Source organism: Microbacterium sp. Y-01, from assembly GCF_003856715.1.
In the GTDB taxonomy this organism is placed as follows: domain Bacteria; phylum Actinomycetota; class Actinomycetes; order Actinomycetales; family Microbacteriaceae; genus Microbacterium; species Microbacterium algeriense.
Window position 1 is genome coordinate 983,183 of the sequence record NZ_CP024170.1, and the last position, 15,645, is coordinate 998,827.

Consider the following 15,645-nt stretch of genomic DNA (forward strand, 5'->3'; position numbering starts at 1 on the left):
CGTACCTTCTGTCGGTCTGAGCCGCGTGAGGCGACAGAAGGTGCGACGGGAGCGAGGAGGGGAGCGGGTGTCGGTGGTGCCGCCTAGACTCGTAAGGTCATGACCGAAGCCCCCCTCATCGTCCCCGGATCCGTCGGCCCCTCGTCCACGGGAGCCTCGGCGCAGGACGACCTCCTCGCCGGACTCAACCCGCAGCAGCTCGAGGCCGTCACCTACCGCGGCCCCGCACTGCTCATCGTCGCGGGAGCAGGGTCGGGCAAGACCAGCGTGCTCACGCGCCGCATCGCCTCGCTCCTGCGCAGCCGGGAGGCGTGGCCGAGCCAGATCCTCGCGATCACCTTCACCAACAAGGCGGCCGGCGAGATGCGCGAGCGCGTCCAGGGGCTGATCGGCGACGCCGCACGCGGCATGTGGATCTCGACGTTCCACTCCGCCTGCGTGCGCATCCTGCGTCGCGAGGCCCAGCAGTTCGGGTTCACGAAGAACTTCACGATCTACGACTCCGGCGATTCCCGCGCGCTGATCAAGCGTCTGGTGAAGGAGCACGAGGCCGACGCCTACGGGCTCACCCCGGCCGCGGTGCAGGGCCGCATCTCCAAGCTCAAGAACGAGCTGTCCGACGCCGAGTCCTACGCGCGTCAGGCGAACATGAGCGATCCGGCGGAGCGCGTCTTCGTCGAGGTCTTCGCCGACTACCAGCGGCAGCTGCAGAAGGCCAACGCGTTCGACTTCGACGACCTCATCGGCCAGACCGTCTACCTCTTCCGCGCGTTCCCGCAGGTGGCCGACACCTATCGCCGCCGCTTCCGGCACATCCTCGTCGACGAGTACCAGGACACCAACCACGCCCAGTACGCCCTGATCCACGAGCTGACGCGGCCGGTGTCGGGTGAGGGATCCGCTCCGGACCCGTATGCCTCGAACGGCATGATGATCTTCGAGCCCGACCCCGCCCCTGCGGCCGATGCGGGAGAGGCGGGGGCATCCCTCACGGTGGTCGGCGACTCCGACCAGTCGATCTACGCCTTCCGCGGGGCCGACATCCGCAACATCAGCGAGTTCGAGCGCGACTTCCCCGGCGCCAAGGTGGTGCTGCTCGAGCAGAACTACCGGTCGACGCAGAACATCCTCTCGGCGGCGAACGCGGTGATCGGCAACAACTTCGACCGCAAGGACAAGAAGCTCTGGAGCGACCGCGGCGACGGCGACAAGATCATCGGCTTCACCGGCTACTCGCAGCACGACGAGGCGCAGTTCGTCGCCGACGAGGTCGAAGCCCTGCACCGCGCCGGCATGCCGTACTCGGAGATGGCCGTGTTCTACCGGACCAACTCGCAGTCGCGCGCGCTCGAGGAGATCTTCATCCGCTCGGCGGTGCCGTACAAGATCATGGGCGGCACGAAGTTCTACGAGCGCGCCGAGATCAAGGACGCCCTGGCGTACCTGGTGGCCGTCGCGAACCCCGCGGACGAGATGTCGGTGCGCCGCATCCTGAACAAGCCGCGGCGCGGCATCGGCGATGTCACCGAGACCGCCATCGCGCGGTTCGCGGATGAGCACGGCATCAGCTTCCGCGATGCGCTGTCGATGCCAGGGCAACTCGGGGTCGGACCGAAGATCCAGGCCGCGATCGCACAGCTCGATGCGGTGCTCACCGAGGCGACCGCCATCATGCTGCCGCCGTCGGGCGAGGTGCCGCCGCCGACCTCGGTGGCCGACGGGCTGAGCCTGCTCCTGGCCAAGAGCGGCTACCTGGACGCGCTGCGCGCGAGCCGGGATCCGCAGGACGAGGCCAGGGTCGAGAACCTCGACGAGTTCGTCGCGGTCACGCGCGACTTCGCCCGCAACAACCCGGAGGGCACGATCACCGACTTCCTCACCGAGGTCGCGCTGGTGTCCGACGCCGACGACCTCGACGACGAGTCCGGTTCGGTCTCGCTCATGACGATGCACACCGCGAAGGGCCTCGAGTACGACGCCGTCTTCGTGACCGGTGTCGAGGAGGACCTGATCCCGCACCGCATCTCGGCGGGGGAGCCCGGTGGCCCGCAGGAGGAACGGCGCCTGTTCTACGTCGGCATCACCAGGGCGCGCAAGCGGCTGCACCTGTCGCTCGCGATGACCCGCGCCCAGTTCGGCGAGGTGACCGTGGCGATGCCCAGCCGCTTCCTGCAGGAGATCCCGGCCGGGCTCATCGACTGGCGGCAATCGCCGGGCGATGTGAACTCGCGGGGCGGTATGCAGTCTCGGGCGCTCAATGCGCGCCGCCAGGGCGGCTTCGGCGGATCCGCCTCGAACGACCGGTTCGCCGTCAAGGCGCTTCCCGGGCGCGACAGCCTGAAGCCCCTGTCGACCGCGATGGACAAGTTCCCCAACCGCGTCACGGCGAAGATGCGCGACAACGGAGACCTCGAGCTCGCTGCCGGCGACCGCATCCGTCACGTCGACTTCGGGGAAGGCCGAGTGGATGCCGTGACCGGCGAGGGAGCGAAGCGCATCGCGCACGTACGATTCGACTCGGCCGGTCAGAAGAAGCTGCTCATCAAGGTCGCGCCGATCGAGAAGATCTAGCACCCTCTGCTGCGGGGTTCGCGTGCGGCGCAATCGCGCAGAAGTCGTCGGAGATGGCGGTTAGGCTGGCTCATATGGCCCTCTTCTCCCGCCGCAAGAAGTCCGGTGACGATGCCGTCGCCCCCACCGCCGCACCCGTCGAGGACGCGTCGGCTCCGTCGGAGGAGGGCGAACAGGCCGAGCAGCCGGCCGACGTTCCCGCCATCGGCATCTCCGTGCAGGCCTTCCGCGGTGTCGGCGCCGAAGCAGGACCGGAGGTCGCGCTGCCTGCGGCGGATGCGAAGCCCGCCCCCGCACAGGCCCGCCCTGCCGTGACGAGCCCGCCGTCGTCGCCCGCTGCGGATGCCGCCACCGCCACCGCGCCCGTGCCGGAACGCCGCCTGCCGCTCGCCTCGCCGCTGCCTCCGGAGCAGACCGAGACCGTCGCCGGCATGAAGGACAACGTCCTGCTCCGCGAGGCCCTCACCGAGATCGAAGCGGGTGCGTCGAACGAGCAGCTGCTCGGCGTCATGCGCCAGGCGTTGCAGGGACACCTCTACATCCGCGTGAACGGCGACGCCCGGGCGCAGATCAGCGAGGGCAAGCCGCTGTCGGTCGCCGTCGTCCGCGACGGAGACCGACAGTTCATGCTCGCGTTCAGCTCGGCGCGTGCGGTGCGCGACTCGGTGCAGCTCGAGACCGATCCCACCGCGACCTCTGCCGTGGCCCAGCCGGTCACCTCCGTGCTGCAGCAGGTCGTGTCCGGTGACTTCGCCGGCCTCATCGTCGACAACGCCTCTGCTCCGCACCGCGTCGTCTTCCCGACCGAGCTGCTGCAGAAGACGCTCGAGCAGGCCGATCCGGACATGACGGTGAAGAGCATCCTCGCGGCTCCCCGCGAGCAGGACTCGGCCGTGAAGGTGGGTGAGGCGCTGGCGGCGAAGCGGATGTGGGTCGCCGTCAACGACGGCACCGGCGGCGGCCCCGTCGGCATCGCGGAGGCGCAGACCACGGACGGGCGCCGTTTCCTGCAGCTCTTCTCCCACCCGCTCGAGGTCATCGCCCTCGGTCGCGGCGATCGCCCGCTGCCGTTCGCGCCCGAGCAGCTCGCCAAGGTCCTCACGACCCACGCGGACATGGCCGGGGTGATCGTGGACTCCGCAGGGCCCTCGATCGTGGTCGAGCGGGACGCGCTCACGCCGGTGCTCGTGCTCGCGGTCGACCTCGGCGACGACGGCGCGGCCGGCTGACACCGGGGCGCGGGGTTCCGCCCGCCGCCACCGCACCCTAGGGTCGGATCATGGCCTCCGAACGTGTGACACTGACCGTCGCCGACTCCGACGGAGAGCGCGAGGTCGCGCTCTCCAGTCCCAATCGTGTGGTGTGGCCGGATCTCGGCATAACGAAGGCGGAGCTGGCGGAGTACGTCCAGCTGGTGTCCGTGCCGTTCCTCGCGGCGAACGGGAATCGCCCGGTGTCCCTGGAGCGCTTCCGTGACGGGATCGGCCCTTCCGGCGGCCCCCGGGCGGAGGGCTTCTTCTCGAAGAACCCGCCCAAGGGCACGCCGGATTACGTCGACGCGGTCACCGTGACCTACAACAGCGGGCGTCAGCATCCGCAGATCGTGCTCAACCGCACGAGTGCGATCGTCTGGGCCGTGCAGATGAACACGATCGTCTTCCACCCGTGGGCGTCGCTCGCGACGGATTCCGACAACCCCGTGGAGCTGCGCATCGACCTCGATCCGCAGCCGGGCACGGATTTCGCGGACGCCGTCACCGCAGCGCACACCCTGCGCGAGGTGCTGCGGGAAGCGGGCCTGGAGGCGTTCGCGAAGACCAGCGGGAACCGCGGTCTGCACATCTTCGCCCCCATCGAGCCGACGCATGAGTTCCTCGATGTGCGGCACGCCGTGATCGCCGCCGGGCGTGAGCTGGAGCGGCGGATGCCCGACCGGGTCACGACGAACTGGTGGAAGGAGGAGCGCGGCGAGCGGATCTTCGTCGACTTCAACCAGGCCAACCGTGACCGCACGATGGCGGGCGCCTACAGCCCGCGCGCGCTGCCGGGCGCGACCGTCGCGACTCCGGTGCGCTGGGAGGAGCTCGACGGGCTCGACCCCCGCGAGTTCACGGTGCGCAGCGTGCCGAAGCGTCTGGACGACCTGGGTGACCCGTGGGCGGACATGCAGGCTTCGGCCGGACGCATCGACACCCTGTTGCAGTGGTGGGAGCGCGACGCGGAGAACGGCCTGGGGGAGCTGCCCTTCCCGCCGGAGTTCCCGAAGATGCCGGGCGAGCCGCCGCGCGTGCAGCCGAGCAAGAAGGTCGCAGCGAACTGGGACGAGGACGGCAGTCCCGCCGAGAAGGACTGATCGCGACGGCTCAGGCCAGGACGTCGGCGAGGTCGTAGCCGGCGACGGTGTCGAGCTGGTCGTACGTGCAGGAGCGGGCGTCGCGGTCGGGCCGCCAGCGCTCGAACTGCACGGTGTGACGGAATCGCGCCCCTTCGAGCTGGTCGTAGCGCACCTCCAGCACGCGCTCCGGCCGCAGCCGCACGAACGAGACGTCCTTGGAGCCGCTGAAGCGGGACCGTTCGCCCTCCGCCGTCACGGTGGCACCGTCGTCGTCGCGCTCCACGAGCGGTGCCAGCTCGTCGACCAGCTCCCGCCGTCGCGCGTCGCTCCACGCGGCGACGCCGCCGACCTGCCGCAGGACGCCGTCGTCCCCGTAGAGGCCGACCAGGAGTGACCCCACGCCTGACCCCGACTTGTGGATGCGGTAGCCCAGCGCGACGACGTCCGCGGTCCTGGCGTGCTTGATCTTGAAGAGGGTGCGCTTGCCTGGCGCGTACGGCTGGGCGAGGGGCTTGGCGACGACCCCGTCGAGTCCTGCGCCCTCGAACTCGGCGAGCCAGCGGACCGCCGCCTCGCGGTCTGCGGTGGTGCGGGTGATGTGCAGCGGATGCTCCACCGCAGCCATGACGGTCTCCAGCCGCTCCCGTCGCGTTTCGAAGGACTGGTCGATCAGGTCGTCCTCCCCGTAGGCGAGGAGGTCGAAGGCGATGAACATGGCCGGCGTCTCCGCTGCCAGCTTCGCCACCCGTGATGCCGCCGGGTGGATGCGCTGGCTCAGCGCCTCCCAATCCAGTCGCTGCGCCCCCTGCGGGCCGGTCGCGACGACGATCTCCCCATCGAGCAGGCAGGGACCGGGCAGCACCTCGGGAATCGCCTCGACCAGCTCCGGGAAGTAGCGCGTGAGAGGCTTCGCCCCGCGGGAGCCGATCTCGACCGTCTCGCCGTCCCACGCGATGAGGCCGCGGAACCCGTCCCACTTCGGCTCGAACAGCAGTCCGCCGGGCGTCTTGTCCGGATCGGGGACGGCGGCGACCGCCTTGGCGAGCATCGGGGAGGGGATGTCGTAGCGCATGCTCCCATCCTGGACGCGACGCACGTCGCGGCGGAAGGGGTTGCGCTCAGGCGAACAGGTCGTCGAGCGTGGCCGGTTCGCCCGCGTCGGCGAGCGCCGTGCGCGCCGCGTGCCAGCCGGCCATGCCGTGGACGGCCGGGCCGGGCGGGGTCGCGGCGGAGGCCAGGTAGACGCCGCGCATCGGAGTGCGCCAGGGGGCGAGGGACAGGGTGGGCCGCCGCAGCGCCTGCCGCATGTCGAACACCCCGCCGGAGATGTCGCCGCCGATCTCCGCGGGATTGATCGCCTCGCGGGAGGAGGCGGGGACGGCGTGGTGGGCCAGGATGAGGTCGCGGAATCCGGGCGCGAAGCGCTCGACCTGCGCTGTGATGAGCTCTGTCGGATCGAGGTCGGAGCCGTTGGGCACGTGGATGTACGCCCACAGCACGGACTTGCCTTCAGGGGCGCGCGACGGGTCGAGCACGGTCGGCTGCACGGCGAGCACGTAGGGACGCTCGCTCACGCGGCCGGAGGCCACGGCGTTCTCGCTCGCCCAGATCTCGGCGCGGGTGCCGCCGAGATGCACGGTCGCGGCCTGCCGCACGTCCGCGTCCGTCCACGGGATCGGCCCGTCGAGGGCGAAGTCGACCTTGGCGGCTGCCGCGCCGTAGCGGTACGAGGCGAGGGCGCGCCCGTAGCCGGACGGGATGTCCGGGTGCGTGAGAGCGAGGCGCGGAGAGGTGTTCAACAGGAGCAGGTCGCCGCGTCCGGGGTCGCCCCAGTCCAGCGCGGCCAGGTCGGTGACGGGCGTGCCGGGTTCGACGGATCCGCCGTGCGCTTCGAGATCGGCCACCAGCGCGTCGGCGATCCGCTGTGCGCCCCCGCGGGGGAGCGGCCACCCTCCGGCGTGCCCGTGGGCGGCCAGCAGGAGACCCGCGGCCGCTCCCGCGAGCGAGGGCTGCGGGGAGTTTGCGTGCGCGACGACGCCCGAGATCAGGGCCGCAGCCTTCGCGGTCCGGAAGCTGCGGGCGGCGAGCGGGGTTCCCTGATCCAACATCCGCAGTGCGTAGCGGACGGCGGTCACGGGTTCCCGGGGGATGCGGAACAGCTGATTGCCGGTGAAGTCGGTGACGCCGTCGATGTGCCGGCTGAGGGGACGGAGCAGCGCGAGCCACGCCCGCTGGTCGACACCCAGCCCCGCGGCGGTGCGCTCGACGTCACGCCACGCGATCGCCGCGCCGCCGGCGTCGAGCGGATGCGCGTACGAGATCTCCGGAGTGATCCACTCGATGCGCTCGGCGAGCCCGAAGGCGCGGAAGAACGGCGAGGACAGGGCGGCCGGATGCACGGTGGAGCACACATCGTGCCGGAATCCGGAGAGGGTGGACTCCGCGGTCCGCACTCCTCCGCCGATCGTGTCCGCGGCCTCGAGCACGCGCACGTCATAGCCCGCGCGTGCGAGCGAGACCCCGGCGGCGAGGCCGTTGGGGCCGGAGCCGATGATCGTCGCGCGAACCATGAGGCCAGTCTGTCACGCACACCGCGGAAGCGGTCGAAGAGGTCTTCCGGACGTGCGATCCTGGAAGGGATGAAAGAAGTACAGGGGCCGACCCCCGCAGGCACCTCCCGTCCATACCGTTCTCTCCCGGAAGCGCTCCGCGCGCACCGCATCGACCCGGCGAACCACGCGTTCATCACGGCGATCGTGGACGCGATCGGGATCAGCTCGTTCATCGACCGCGGTCGCTACATCGAGGCGATCCGCCGCGGCGAGGGGGCTTCGCTGCACATCGGTCGCACCTACACGAACGGCTTCACCGAGGACGAGAGGCTCGTCGTGGGATCCGCGCCCCTGCGGTTGCAGCCGAGTGAGGGCAGGGCGCCGTACTTCTATGTCACCCACCCCAGCGAGTTCATCCCGCTCACCCCGCCGCGCGCCGCGAAGCGCTCGACCACCCCGCGCGTCGCGGCGCCTCGGGCCGAGAAGGCTCCCCAGCCCGTCGCGGACCGCGACTACGGGGTGTGCGACGTGTGCTTCATGGTGAAGACGCCCTCCGGGGGCTGCGGCTGCGACTGATGGTCGAGCGCGAACAGCCTTCCCCGCGGGTCCGCCCCGCGACCGTCTGACCGGGGCGGGCCGGCGCTCCGTCGTCAGGCGAAAGCGCTCATGCCCGTGATGTCGCGCCCGAGCAGCAGGGCCTGCACCGACTCGGTGCCCTCGTAGGTGTGGATGGCCTCGATGTCGGCCATGTGCTGCATCACGCCGTTCTCGAGCAGGATGCCGTTGCCGCCGAGCAGATCGCGCGCTGTCGATGCCACGCGGCGCGCGGCGCGGGTGTTGTGGAACTTCGCGAGCGACGCCTGGGTGGGGCGCAGGGCGCCCGCCGTCTCGAGGTCGGCCATCCGTCGGCAGTACAGCTGCATGGCGGTGAGGTCCTCGAGCATGTGCGTCAGGCGCTCCTGCACCATCTGGAACTTCGCCAGCGGCTTGCCGAACTGCACGCGCTCCTTGGCGTAGGCGAGGGCTGCTTCGTAGCAGGCGGTCGCATGTCCGAGCGCCGACCACGCCACACCCGACCGTGTCGCGTACAGCACGGTGGACGCGTCCTTGAAGCTCTTCGCCCCGGGCAGCACCGCGTCGAGAGGCACGCGCACGTCGTCGAGGGTGATGTGCGCCTGGTGGATCGCGCGCAGCGAGGCCTTGCCGCGGATCACGGAGCCGGTGTATCCCGGGGTGTCCTGCTCGACGAGGAAGCACCGCACCGCACCGTGCTCCTCGGCGTGCTCGTCGTCGACGCGCGCCCAGACGAAGGTGATTCCGCCGGACGCTCCGTTGCCGATCCACTTCTTCGCGCCCCGGATCACCCAGCTGTCGCCGTCGCGGCGGGCGACCGTCTCGAGCGAGACCGAGTCCGAGCCGTGGTCCGGTTCGGTCAGCGCGAACGAGCCGAGGACCGATCCGTCGGCGAGGGCCGTGAGCCATTTCTCCTGCTGAGCGGGCGAGCCGAACAGCGCAAGGGTGCGCAGGGCGAGTCCGCCCTGGACGGCGAGGATCGTCCCGAGCGAGCCGTCGCCGCGAGAGATCTCCATGTTCACCAGTCCGGCGGCGAGCGGGGACAGGCTCGTGAGCGACGGATGCTGGACCCCGTCGACGACCAGATCCATCTCGCCCATGCGCCGTGCTGCTTCCAGCGGGTACTCGGCGCGGTCCCAGGCCTCGGCCATACCGGGGGCCACCTCGTCGACATACGACTTCGCGCGGTCCCAGGCCGCGCGGTCGGCGGAGGGGATGTCGGAGAAGACCGCGTAGTAGTCGCTGTCCTGACGTCCGGTGACGTCGTAGGACGAGACGCGCTCGCCGGGGAACGGGGAAGCTTCGGTGCTCATGGGGGCTCCTTCGTGGACCTCAGTATCGTACCCCGCGATACTCGGTGCCACGAGTGCCGATGACGCGCCCTGCGGTCAGTCGAGCTGGGAGCGCAGGCGGCGTGTGACCTCGGCGAGCGGCATCGAGCGGGGGAACACCGCGACGACCACATCATCCGGTGCGTCGGGGGCGGCATCCTCGGCCACTCCGTAGCGGCGACGCACATCCGCCAGCGCGGTCTGCAGCGTGGCCAGCGGCACCTTCTTGCGGCCGCGCAGGAGCTGACGCAGCACGTGATTGTGCACCGCCGTCACGAGGGCGGCGAAGCCGACCGCGTCCAGCGGGTCGACCCCCGGGAGCGCGCCGCGGAGGTAGTCGTCGAAGAGGCGCTCGTAGCGGAAGACCGTGATGATCTCGCGTTCGCGCAGCACGGGCACCTGGCGGACGATCTGGTAGCGGCGACGGGCGAGCTCCGGATCGTGGGCGAAGTGCGCGAACACCGACTCGGACGCCGCGCATACGGCGCCCCACGGGTCGTCGTGGCCCTCGGCCAGGAACTCCCGCAGCTGCTCCAGGAGCACCTCGTGGTCGGCGAAGACCACGTCCTCCTTGCCGCCGAACTGCCGGAAGAAGGTCGACCGGGAGACGCCGGCCGCCTTCGCGATCTGCTCCACCGAGGTCTGGTCGAACCCCTGAGTGCTGAAGAGCTCGAGCGCCGCGGCGACGACGCCGGTGCGCAGTTCTGCGGATTCGTGCATGGCGAAAGCCTAGACCTCGCCGTCCGGGCTGAACGTGCGCGACCGTCATAATGAGGGCGTGCGTGCGAACGGGATTGCGGCCGGATGGTTCGAGACGAGACGCCGGGGGACGCTGCGCTGGTGGGACGGCACGCAGTGGACGGACCGCATCGCCGTGCGCGGACGCGAGACCACCCTCTCGGATGATCGCGCCGCCGTCCGTCGGCAGCTGCTGCTCTGCGAGATCGTGCTCGCCGCCGTGCTCGTCGGGGCGCTCCTGATCGCGTTCTGGGGAGCGATGCCGGTCGTCGTCGTCCGCCCGGTGATCGTCGCCGCGGGCACAGCGCTGGTGATCGTCCCGTTCCTGATCGCCCAGCAGTTGCGCCTCGTGACTCTTCCCGCGCGCCGCCGCGGGGTGCCGGAATCGCGGCCGGGAGCGTCCAGGCCGAGGTAGTAGGCTGGGGGACTGGTCGATGTCTCGACATCGAGAGAATTACCAGACAGCAGCCCAGTGAAGGAACCACAGTGGATCTGTACGAGTACCAGGCACGAGACGTTTTCGAAAAGTACGGAGTGCCGGTCCTCGCCGGCATCGTCGCGGACACCCCGGAAGAGGTGAGGGCGGCTGCCGAGAAGATCGGTGGAGTGGTCGTCGTCAAGGCCCAGGTGAAGACCGGCGGCCGTGGCAAGGCGGGCGGCGTCAAGGTCGCCAAGACCCCCGATGAGGCATACGAGGCGGCCAAGGCCATCCTCGGTCTCGACATCAAGGGCCACGTCGTCAAGCGCGTCATGGTCGCGCAGGGTGCGCGCATCGCCGAGGAGTTCTACTTCTCCGTGCTGCTCGACCGCGCCAACCGCTCCTACCTGAGCCTGTGCTCGGTCGAGGGTGGCATGGAGATCGAGGAGCTCGCCGTCGAGCGTCCCGAGGCGCTCGCGCGCGTCGAGGTCAACCCGCTCACGGGTATCGACAAGGAGAAGGCCGTCGAGATCGCTCGCGCCGCCAACTTCCCCGAGGACCTGATCGAGAAGGTCTCCGACGTCTTCGTCAAGCTCTACGACGTCTACAAGGGTGAGGACGCGACGCTCGTCGAGGTCAACCCGCTCGTCCGCACCGAAGAGGGCGACATCATCGCCCTCGACGGGAAGGTCACGCTCGACGACAACGCCTCCGAGATCCGTCACCCGGAGCACGAGGCGCTCGAGGACAAGGACGCCGCCGACCCGCTCGAGGCCAAGGCCAAGGCGTCCGGCCTCAACTACGTCAAGCTCGACGGCGAGGTCGGCATCATCGGCAACGGGGCGGGACTCGTCATGTCCACGCTCGACGTCGTCGCCTACGCCGGTGAGAACCACAACGGCGTCAAGCCCGCCAACTTCCTCGACATCGGCGGCGGCGCCTCGGCCGAGGTCATGGCCGCCGGCCTCGACGTCATCCTCGGCGACCCGCAGGTCAAGAGCGTGTTCGTCAACGTATTCGGCGGCATCACGGCGTGCGACGCCGTCGCCAACGGCATCAAGGGCGCTCTCGAGACGCTCGGCGCTGCTGCCTCCAAGCCGCTGGTCGTGCGCCTCGACGGCAACCGCGTCGACGAGGGTCGCGCGATCCTCGCCGAGTACGCGCACCCGCTTGTCACCCTGGCCGCAACCATGGACGAGGGCGCCGACAAGGCCGCCGAGCTCGCCAACGCCTGATCGCCTGAGACACAAGGAACCAGAGCTATGTCTATCTACCTCAACAAGGACTCCAAGGTCATCGTCCAGGGCATCACCGGCGGTGAGGGCACCAAGCACACCGCGCTGATGCTCAAGGCCGGCACCCAGGTCGTCGGCGGCGTCAACGCCCGCAAGGCCGGCACCACGGTCTCGCACGCGGACAAGGACGGCAACGCCGTCGAGCTCCCCGTCTTCGGCTCGGTCGCCGAGGCCATGAAGGAGACCGGCGCCGACGTGTCGATCGCCTTCGTCCCCGGCGCCTTCACGAAGGACGCGATGATCGAGGCCATCGACGCCGAGATCCCGCTGCTCGTCGTCATCACCGAGGGCGTCCCCGTGGGCGACTCGGCCGAGGCCTGGGCGTACGCGCAGAGCAAGGGCAACAAGACCCGCATCATCGGGCCGAACTGCCCCGGCATCATCACGCCCGGTGAGGCGCTCGTCGGCATCACGCCCGCGAACATCACCGGCAAGGGACCGATCGGCCTCGTGTCGAAGTCCGGCACCCTGACCTACCAGATGATGTTCGAGCTGCGCGACCTCGGCTTCTCGACCGCCATCGGCATCGGCGGCGACCCGGTCATCGGCACCACGCACATCGACGCGCTCGCCGCGTTCGAGGCCGACCCCGAGACCAAGGCCATCGTCATGATCGGTGAGATCGGCGGCGACGCCGAGGAGCGCGCGGCCGAGTACATCAAGGCGAACGTCACCAAGCCGGTCGTCGGCTACGTCGCGGGCTTCACGGCTCCCGAGGGCAAGACCATGGGTCACGCCGGTGCGATCGTCTCCGGCTCGGCCGGTACCGCTCAGGCGAAGAAGGAGGCCCTCGAGGCCGCCGGTGTCAAGGTCGGCAAGACGCCGTCCGAGACCGCTGACCTGATGCGCGCGATCATCGAGTCGCTCTGATCTGAGCTACGCTTGACCTTGAAGGCCCCGGGCTCCACCCCGGGGCCTTCTTTCATGCCGGGGGTCGCTCCGTCCGGGCGCCCAGGATCGCGGCGCGGAGGACGTCGAGCTGTCCGGTGTTCCAGCCGAGTTCGCTCAGCACATGCACGTACACCGGTGACGAGCGCGCCTCGTCCTCGGAGACGCTTCGAGGCTCGCGAGGATCAGCTCCCGGTACTGGGCGAGCCGCCGATCGAGGTCTTCCCTCAGGTCGAACGGGGCGCGATGTTCGTCTGCCACGTGTACGCAGCTCCTCCCGGTCGTCGAGCTTCCACCCTTGCGCCGGCGGTCGCCCCGCAAGCGTCGCTCAGCTTCGGCTGACTGCTGTATCCAGAAGCGCGTCGAGCGCCCGGTGGGCCTGGCGGCGTGCCTCCGCGTCGTCCGGGCGGACGGCGAGCCAGAGGGCGAGTTCGTTCATCGCGCCGGACAGGGCCGCGGTCAGGGCGTCGAGGAGCGCGGGCGGGGCTCCGGCTTCACGCAGTCCAGTCCGCAGCTCGCGCTCCGGCCCCTCCGCGTCGAGGCGGCGCCACTCCTCCCAGCCGAGCACGGAAGGTCCGTCGATGAGGAGTACGCGCGCGGCTGTCCTGCCCGTGATGCCGTCGAGGTAGGCATGGCTCCCCTCGCGGAGTGCGGCCTGCGGGGTGCTGTCCCTCGTCGCGGCCACGATCGCCTCGGCGACGCGCTCCTGTTGGCGCGTGGCGACCGCGGCGAACAGTCCCGGCTTCGATGCGTAGTGGTGGTACACGGCCCCGCGGGTCACTCCGGCGGCGCGTGCGAGGTCATCGACGGAGCAGGACGCGTAGCCGTGTTCGGCGAAGTGCGCGGTGGCGGTCTCGAGGATGCGTCGAGCCGTCTCGGCGGCGTCGGCAGCGGATGCTCGCGGCATGGGACTTCCTTTACGTGCGGATTGTATGTATTCTAGCCACGGATATTACAAACACACTGTATGTAAAGGAGGGTTCATGGAGATCACGAGCTTCTACCCGGTGCTGATGGTCGACGACGTCGCCGCTGCCGCGCAGTTCTATCGTGAGGAACTGGGATTCGAGACGACCTTCGAGGCGGACTGGTACGTGAGCCTGCGCGTCGAAGGGGGAGAGCTCGCGCTCCTCGACCGGGGTCACGAGACGATCCCCGGCGGCTTCCGTGAGCCCGTCCGAGGACTGCTGCTCAACGTCGAGGTCGTCGACGCGACGGCAGCGCACCGTCGGCTCGTGGGTGAGCGCGGGTTGACCGAGCGCCTCGCTCTTCGGGATGAGACCTTCGGGCAGCGTCACTTCATCGTCGAAGCACCCGGTGGCGTGCTGATCGACGTGATCGAGCCCATCGAGCCGTCAGCGGAGTTCGCCGAGGCCTACGCGGGCTGAGGGAAAAGCAGAGGGGCGGATGCCGCAGCACCCGCCCCTCTGTCGTCGTCCGGTCCGGATCAGATCCCGACGCCGAACAGGGCTTCGATCGGGCCTCTCGCGAAGAAGATCAGGAACCCGGCGCCGACGACCCACAGCAGCGGGCTGATGGTTTTGGCCTTGCCCGAGAACGCGTGGATCAGCACCCAGCTCACGAATCCCGCCCCGATGCCGTTCGCGATCGAGTAGGTCAGCGGCATGACGGAGACGGTGAGGAACACCGGCAGCAGCACCCGGAAGTCCGCGAAGTCGATGTAGCGGATCTGCGCCATCATCATGGCTCCCACGATGATCAGCGCGGCGGCGGCGATCTCGGTCGGCACGATCGAGGTGAGCGGCGTGAGGAACATCGCGATCAGGAACACGATGCCCGTCACGACGTTCGCCAGTCCCGTGCGTGCCCCTTCTCCGATGCCCGCTCCGGACTCGATGAACACCGTGCTCGAGGAGGACGAGGTCGCGCCACCGGCGATCGCACCCACGCCCTCGACCACCAGCGCCGACTTGATGCGCGGGAAGTCGCCGTTGTCATCGGCCAGGTTCGCCTCCTTGGCGAGTCCGGTCATGGTGCCCATCGCGTCGAAGAAGTTCGTGAAGAGCAGGGTGAAGACGATCATCACCAGGGCGACGAGGCTGACCTTGCCGAGGTCGAACGTGAAGTCGACGGCGCCGATCAGGCTGAGGTCGGGCACGCTGACAGGCGATCCGGTGAGCGCGGGGACGGTCAGTCCCCATCCGCCGGGGTTGACCACGTTGCCCTCGTCGTCGAATCCGCGGGCGCCGATGTGCCAGATCGCCTCGACGATGACGGCGAGCACGGTGCCGCCGATCAGTCCGATCAGCATGCCGCCCTTGATCCGGAGGGCGACCAGGATGCCCGTCAGCAGGAGCGTGATCACGAAGAGCAGGGTCGGCACGGTGGCCACGGACCCGTTGACGCCCAGCCCGACCGGCGGGGAGGACGACCCCGTCGCGGTGACGAAGCCGGAGTTGACGAAGCCGATGAAGGCGATGAACAGACCGATGCCGACCGTGATCGCGATCTTCAGTTGGAACGGCACCGCGTCGAAGATCGCCTTCCGCAGGCCGGTCGCGGCGAGCAGTACGATCACGACACCGTTGATCATCACGAGCGCCATCGCCTCGGGCCAGGTCACCTGGCCGACGACGGAGAACGCGACGAAGGCGTTGATGCCGAGACCGGCCGCGAAGCCGAACGGCAGGCGCGTGACCAGACCGAACAGGATCGTCATCACGCCGGCGGTCAGCGCGGTGGCCGCGCCGACCGCGTTGAACTCCAGCATGTCGCCGGCGACGTCGGGTTTGCCGGAGAGGATGATCGGGTTGAGGATCACGATGTAGGCCATCGTGACGAACGTCACCAGACCCCCTCGGATCTCGGTGCCGATCGTGGATCCGCGCTTGCTGATCTCGAAGAAGCGGTCCAGGGAGTTCTTGGGCTCGGTGGGTGCCGGGGCGGGCGGGGCAGTTGTCATCGGGAAACCTCCGGAGAAACG

At 69.6% G+C, this 15,645-nt stretch carries 14 protein-coding genes; 8 read left to right on the forward strand and 6 right to left on the reverse strand.

The genetic code is table 11. The features are described from left to right. Window positions 1-99: 99 nt before the first annotated feature. From CSX12_RS04620 to ligD, 3 genes are all read left to right on the forward strand, one after another. Window positions 100-2,571 carry a UvrD-helicase domain-containing protein gene (locus tag CSX12_RS04620; RefSeq protein ID WP_124894995.1) on the forward strand — a complete coding sequence of 824 codons (2,472 nt, stop codon included), beginning with the start codon at window positions 100-102 and terminating at the stop codon, window positions 2,569-2,571. A gap of 74 nt (window positions 2,572-2,645) precedes the next feature. Continuing rightward, on the forward strand, window positions 2,646-3,800 hold the full coding sequence (locus CSX12_RS04625; protein WP_164479535.1) for an SseB family protein: 1,155 nt from the start codon (window positions 2,646-2,648) through the stop codon (window positions 3,798-3,800). Between the two features lie 50 nt (window positions 3,801-3,850). After that, window positions 3,851-4,924: a non-homologous end-joining DNA ligase gene (ligD, locus tag CSX12_RS04630; protein WP_124894997.1), complete on the forward strand. Its 1,074-nt coding sequence runs from the start codon at window positions 3,851-3,853 to the stop codon at window positions 4,922-4,924. 10 nt (window positions 4,925-4,934) lie between these two features. Here the strand turns inward: ligD and CSX12_RS04635 are convergent, their stop codons facing one another. Continuing rightward, the gene (locus CSX12_RS04635) at window positions 4,935-5,978 is read right to left on the reverse strand and encodes an ATP-dependent DNA ligase (RefSeq protein WP_124894998.1); all 1,044 of its coding nucleotides are present in this window, start codon (window positions 5,976-5,978) and stop codon (window positions 4,935-4,937) included. Between the two features lie 46 nt (window positions 5,979-6,024). Then, entirely contained in the window at window positions 6,025-7,476 is a 1,452-nt protein-coding gene (locus CSX12_RS04640; RefSeq protein WP_124894999.1) for an NAD(P)/FAD-dependent oxidoreductase, read from the reverse strand. A gap of 69 nt (window positions 7,477-7,545) precedes the next feature. On the opposite strand from CSX12_RS04640, the gene CSX12_RS04645 reads away from it, so the two are divergent. Continuing rightward, window positions 7,546-8,034: a magnesium transporter gene (locus tag CSX12_RS04645; protein WP_124895000.1), complete on the forward strand. Its 489-nt coding sequence runs from the start codon at window positions 7,546-7,548 to the stop codon at window positions 8,032-8,034. Window positions 8,035-8,108: 74 nt separating this feature from the next. On the opposite strand, the gene CSX12_RS04650 is transcribed toward CSX12_RS04645, so the two are convergent. Further along, complete coding sequence (locus CSX12_RS04650; RefSeq protein WP_124895001.1) at window positions 8,109-9,344, reverse strand: acyl-CoA dehydrogenase family protein; 1,236 nt, start codon at window positions 9,342-9,344, stop codon at window positions 8,109-8,111. Between the two features lie 75 nt (window positions 9,345-9,419). Further along, a complete protein-coding gene (locus tag CSX12_RS04655; RefSeq protein WP_017204062.1) occupies window positions 9,420-10,082 on the reverse strand; it encodes a TetR family transcriptional regulator in 663 nt (220 codons plus the stop codon). Between the two features lie 58 nt (window positions 10,083-10,140). Here CSX12_RS04655 and CSX12_RS04660 point away from each other — a divergent pair, with 58 nt between their 5' ends. From CSX12_RS04660 to sucD, 3 genes are all read left to right on the forward strand, one after another. Further along, window positions 10,141-10,515 carry a DUF2510 domain-containing protein gene (locus tag CSX12_RS04660; protein ID WP_124895002.1) on the forward strand — a complete coding sequence of 125 codons (375 nt, stop codon included), beginning with the start codon at window positions 10,141-10,143 and terminating at the stop codon, window positions 10,513-10,515. Between the two features lie 71 nt (window positions 10,516-10,586). Further along, window positions 10,587-11,753: an ADP-forming succinate--CoA ligase subunit beta gene (gene sucC, locus CSX12_RS04665; RefSeq protein WP_017204064.1), complete on the forward strand. Its 1,167-nt coding sequence runs from the start codon at window positions 10,587-10,589 to the stop codon at window positions 11,751-11,753. 27 nt (window positions 11,754-11,780) lie between these two features. After that, on the forward strand, window positions 11,781-12,683 hold the full coding sequence (sucD, locus tag CSX12_RS04670; RefSeq protein ID WP_124895003.1) for a succinate--CoA ligase subunit alpha: 903 nt from the start codon (window positions 11,781-11,783) through the stop codon (window positions 12,681-12,683). A 346-nt stretch (window positions 12,684-13,029) separates the two neighbouring features. On the opposite strand, the gene CSX12_RS04675 is transcribed toward sucD, so the two are convergent. Continuing rightward, window positions 13,030-13,608: a TetR/AcrR family transcriptional regulator gene (locus CSX12_RS04675; RefSeq protein ID WP_124895004.1), complete on the reverse strand. Its 579-nt coding sequence runs from the start codon at window positions 13,606-13,608 to the stop codon at window positions 13,030-13,032. Between the two features lie 76 nt (window positions 13,609-13,684). Between CSX12_RS04675 and CSX12_RS04680 the strand changes: the two genes are divergently transcribed. Then, window positions 13,685-14,089 (forward strand): VOC family protein, encoded by a 405-nt coding sequence (locus CSX12_RS04680; RefSeq protein WP_124895005.1) that lies wholly within the window; start codon window positions 13,685-13,687, stop codon window positions 14,087-14,089. A 59-nt stretch (window positions 14,090-14,148) separates the two neighbouring features. Here CSX12_RS04680 and CSX12_RS04685 read toward each other — a convergent pair whose 3' ends face one another. After that, window positions 14,149-15,624: an NCS2 family permease gene (locus CSX12_RS04685; protein WP_124895006.1), complete on the reverse strand. Its 1,476-nt coding sequence runs from the start codon at window positions 15,622-15,624 to the stop codon at window positions 14,149-14,151. Window positions 15,625-15,645 lie beyond the last annotated feature (21 nt).

Bases quoted from the DNA above. Each gene is read 5' to 3' on its own strand.
- CSX12_RS04620 (WP_124894995.1), top strand. From the start codon at position 100: ATGACCGAAGCCCCCCTCATCGTCCCCGGATCCGTCGGCCCCTCGTCC.
- CSX12_RS04625 (WP_164479535.1), top strand. From the start codon at position 2,646: ATGGCCCTCTTCTCCCGCCGCAAGAAGTCCGGTGACGATGCCGTCGCC.
- ligD (WP_124894997.1), top strand. From the start codon at position 3,851: ATGGCCTCCGAACGTGTGACACTGACCGTCGCCGACTCCGACGGAGAG.
- CSX12_RS04635 (WP_124894998.1), bottom strand. From the start codon at position 5,978: ATGCGCTACGACATCCCCTCCCCGATGCTCGCCAAGGCGGTCGCCGCC.
- CSX12_RS04640 (WP_124894999.1), bottom strand. From the start codon at position 7,476: ATGGTTCGCGCGACGATCATCGGCTCCGGCCCCAACGGCCTCGCCGCC.
- CSX12_RS04645 (WP_124895000.1), top strand. From the start codon at position 7,546: ATGAAAGAAGTACAGGGGCCGACCCCCGCAGGCACCTCCCGTCCATAC.
- CSX12_RS04650 (WP_124895001.1), bottom strand. From the start codon at position 9,344: ATGAGCACCGAAGCTTCCCCGTTCCCCGGCGAGCGCGTCTCGTCCTAC.
- CSX12_RS04655 (WP_017204062.1), bottom strand. From the start codon at position 10,082: ATGCACGAATCCGCAGAACTGCGCACCGGCGTCGTCGCCGCGGCGCTC.
- sucD (WP_124895003.1), top strand. From the start codon at position 11,781: ATGTCTATCTACCTCAACAAGGACTCCAAGGTCATCGTCCAGGGCATC.
- CSX12_RS04675 (WP_124895004.1), bottom strand. From the start codon at position 13,608: ATGCCGCGAGCATCCGCTGCCGACGCCGCCGAGACGGCTCGACGCATC.
- CSX12_RS04680 (WP_124895005.1), top strand. From the start codon at position 13,685: ATGGAGATCACGAGCTTCTACCCGGTGCTGATGGTCGACGACGTCGCC.
- CSX12_RS04685 (WP_124895006.1), bottom strand. From the start codon at position 15,624: ATGACAACTGCCCCGCCCGCCCCGGCACCCACCGAGCCCAAGAACTCC.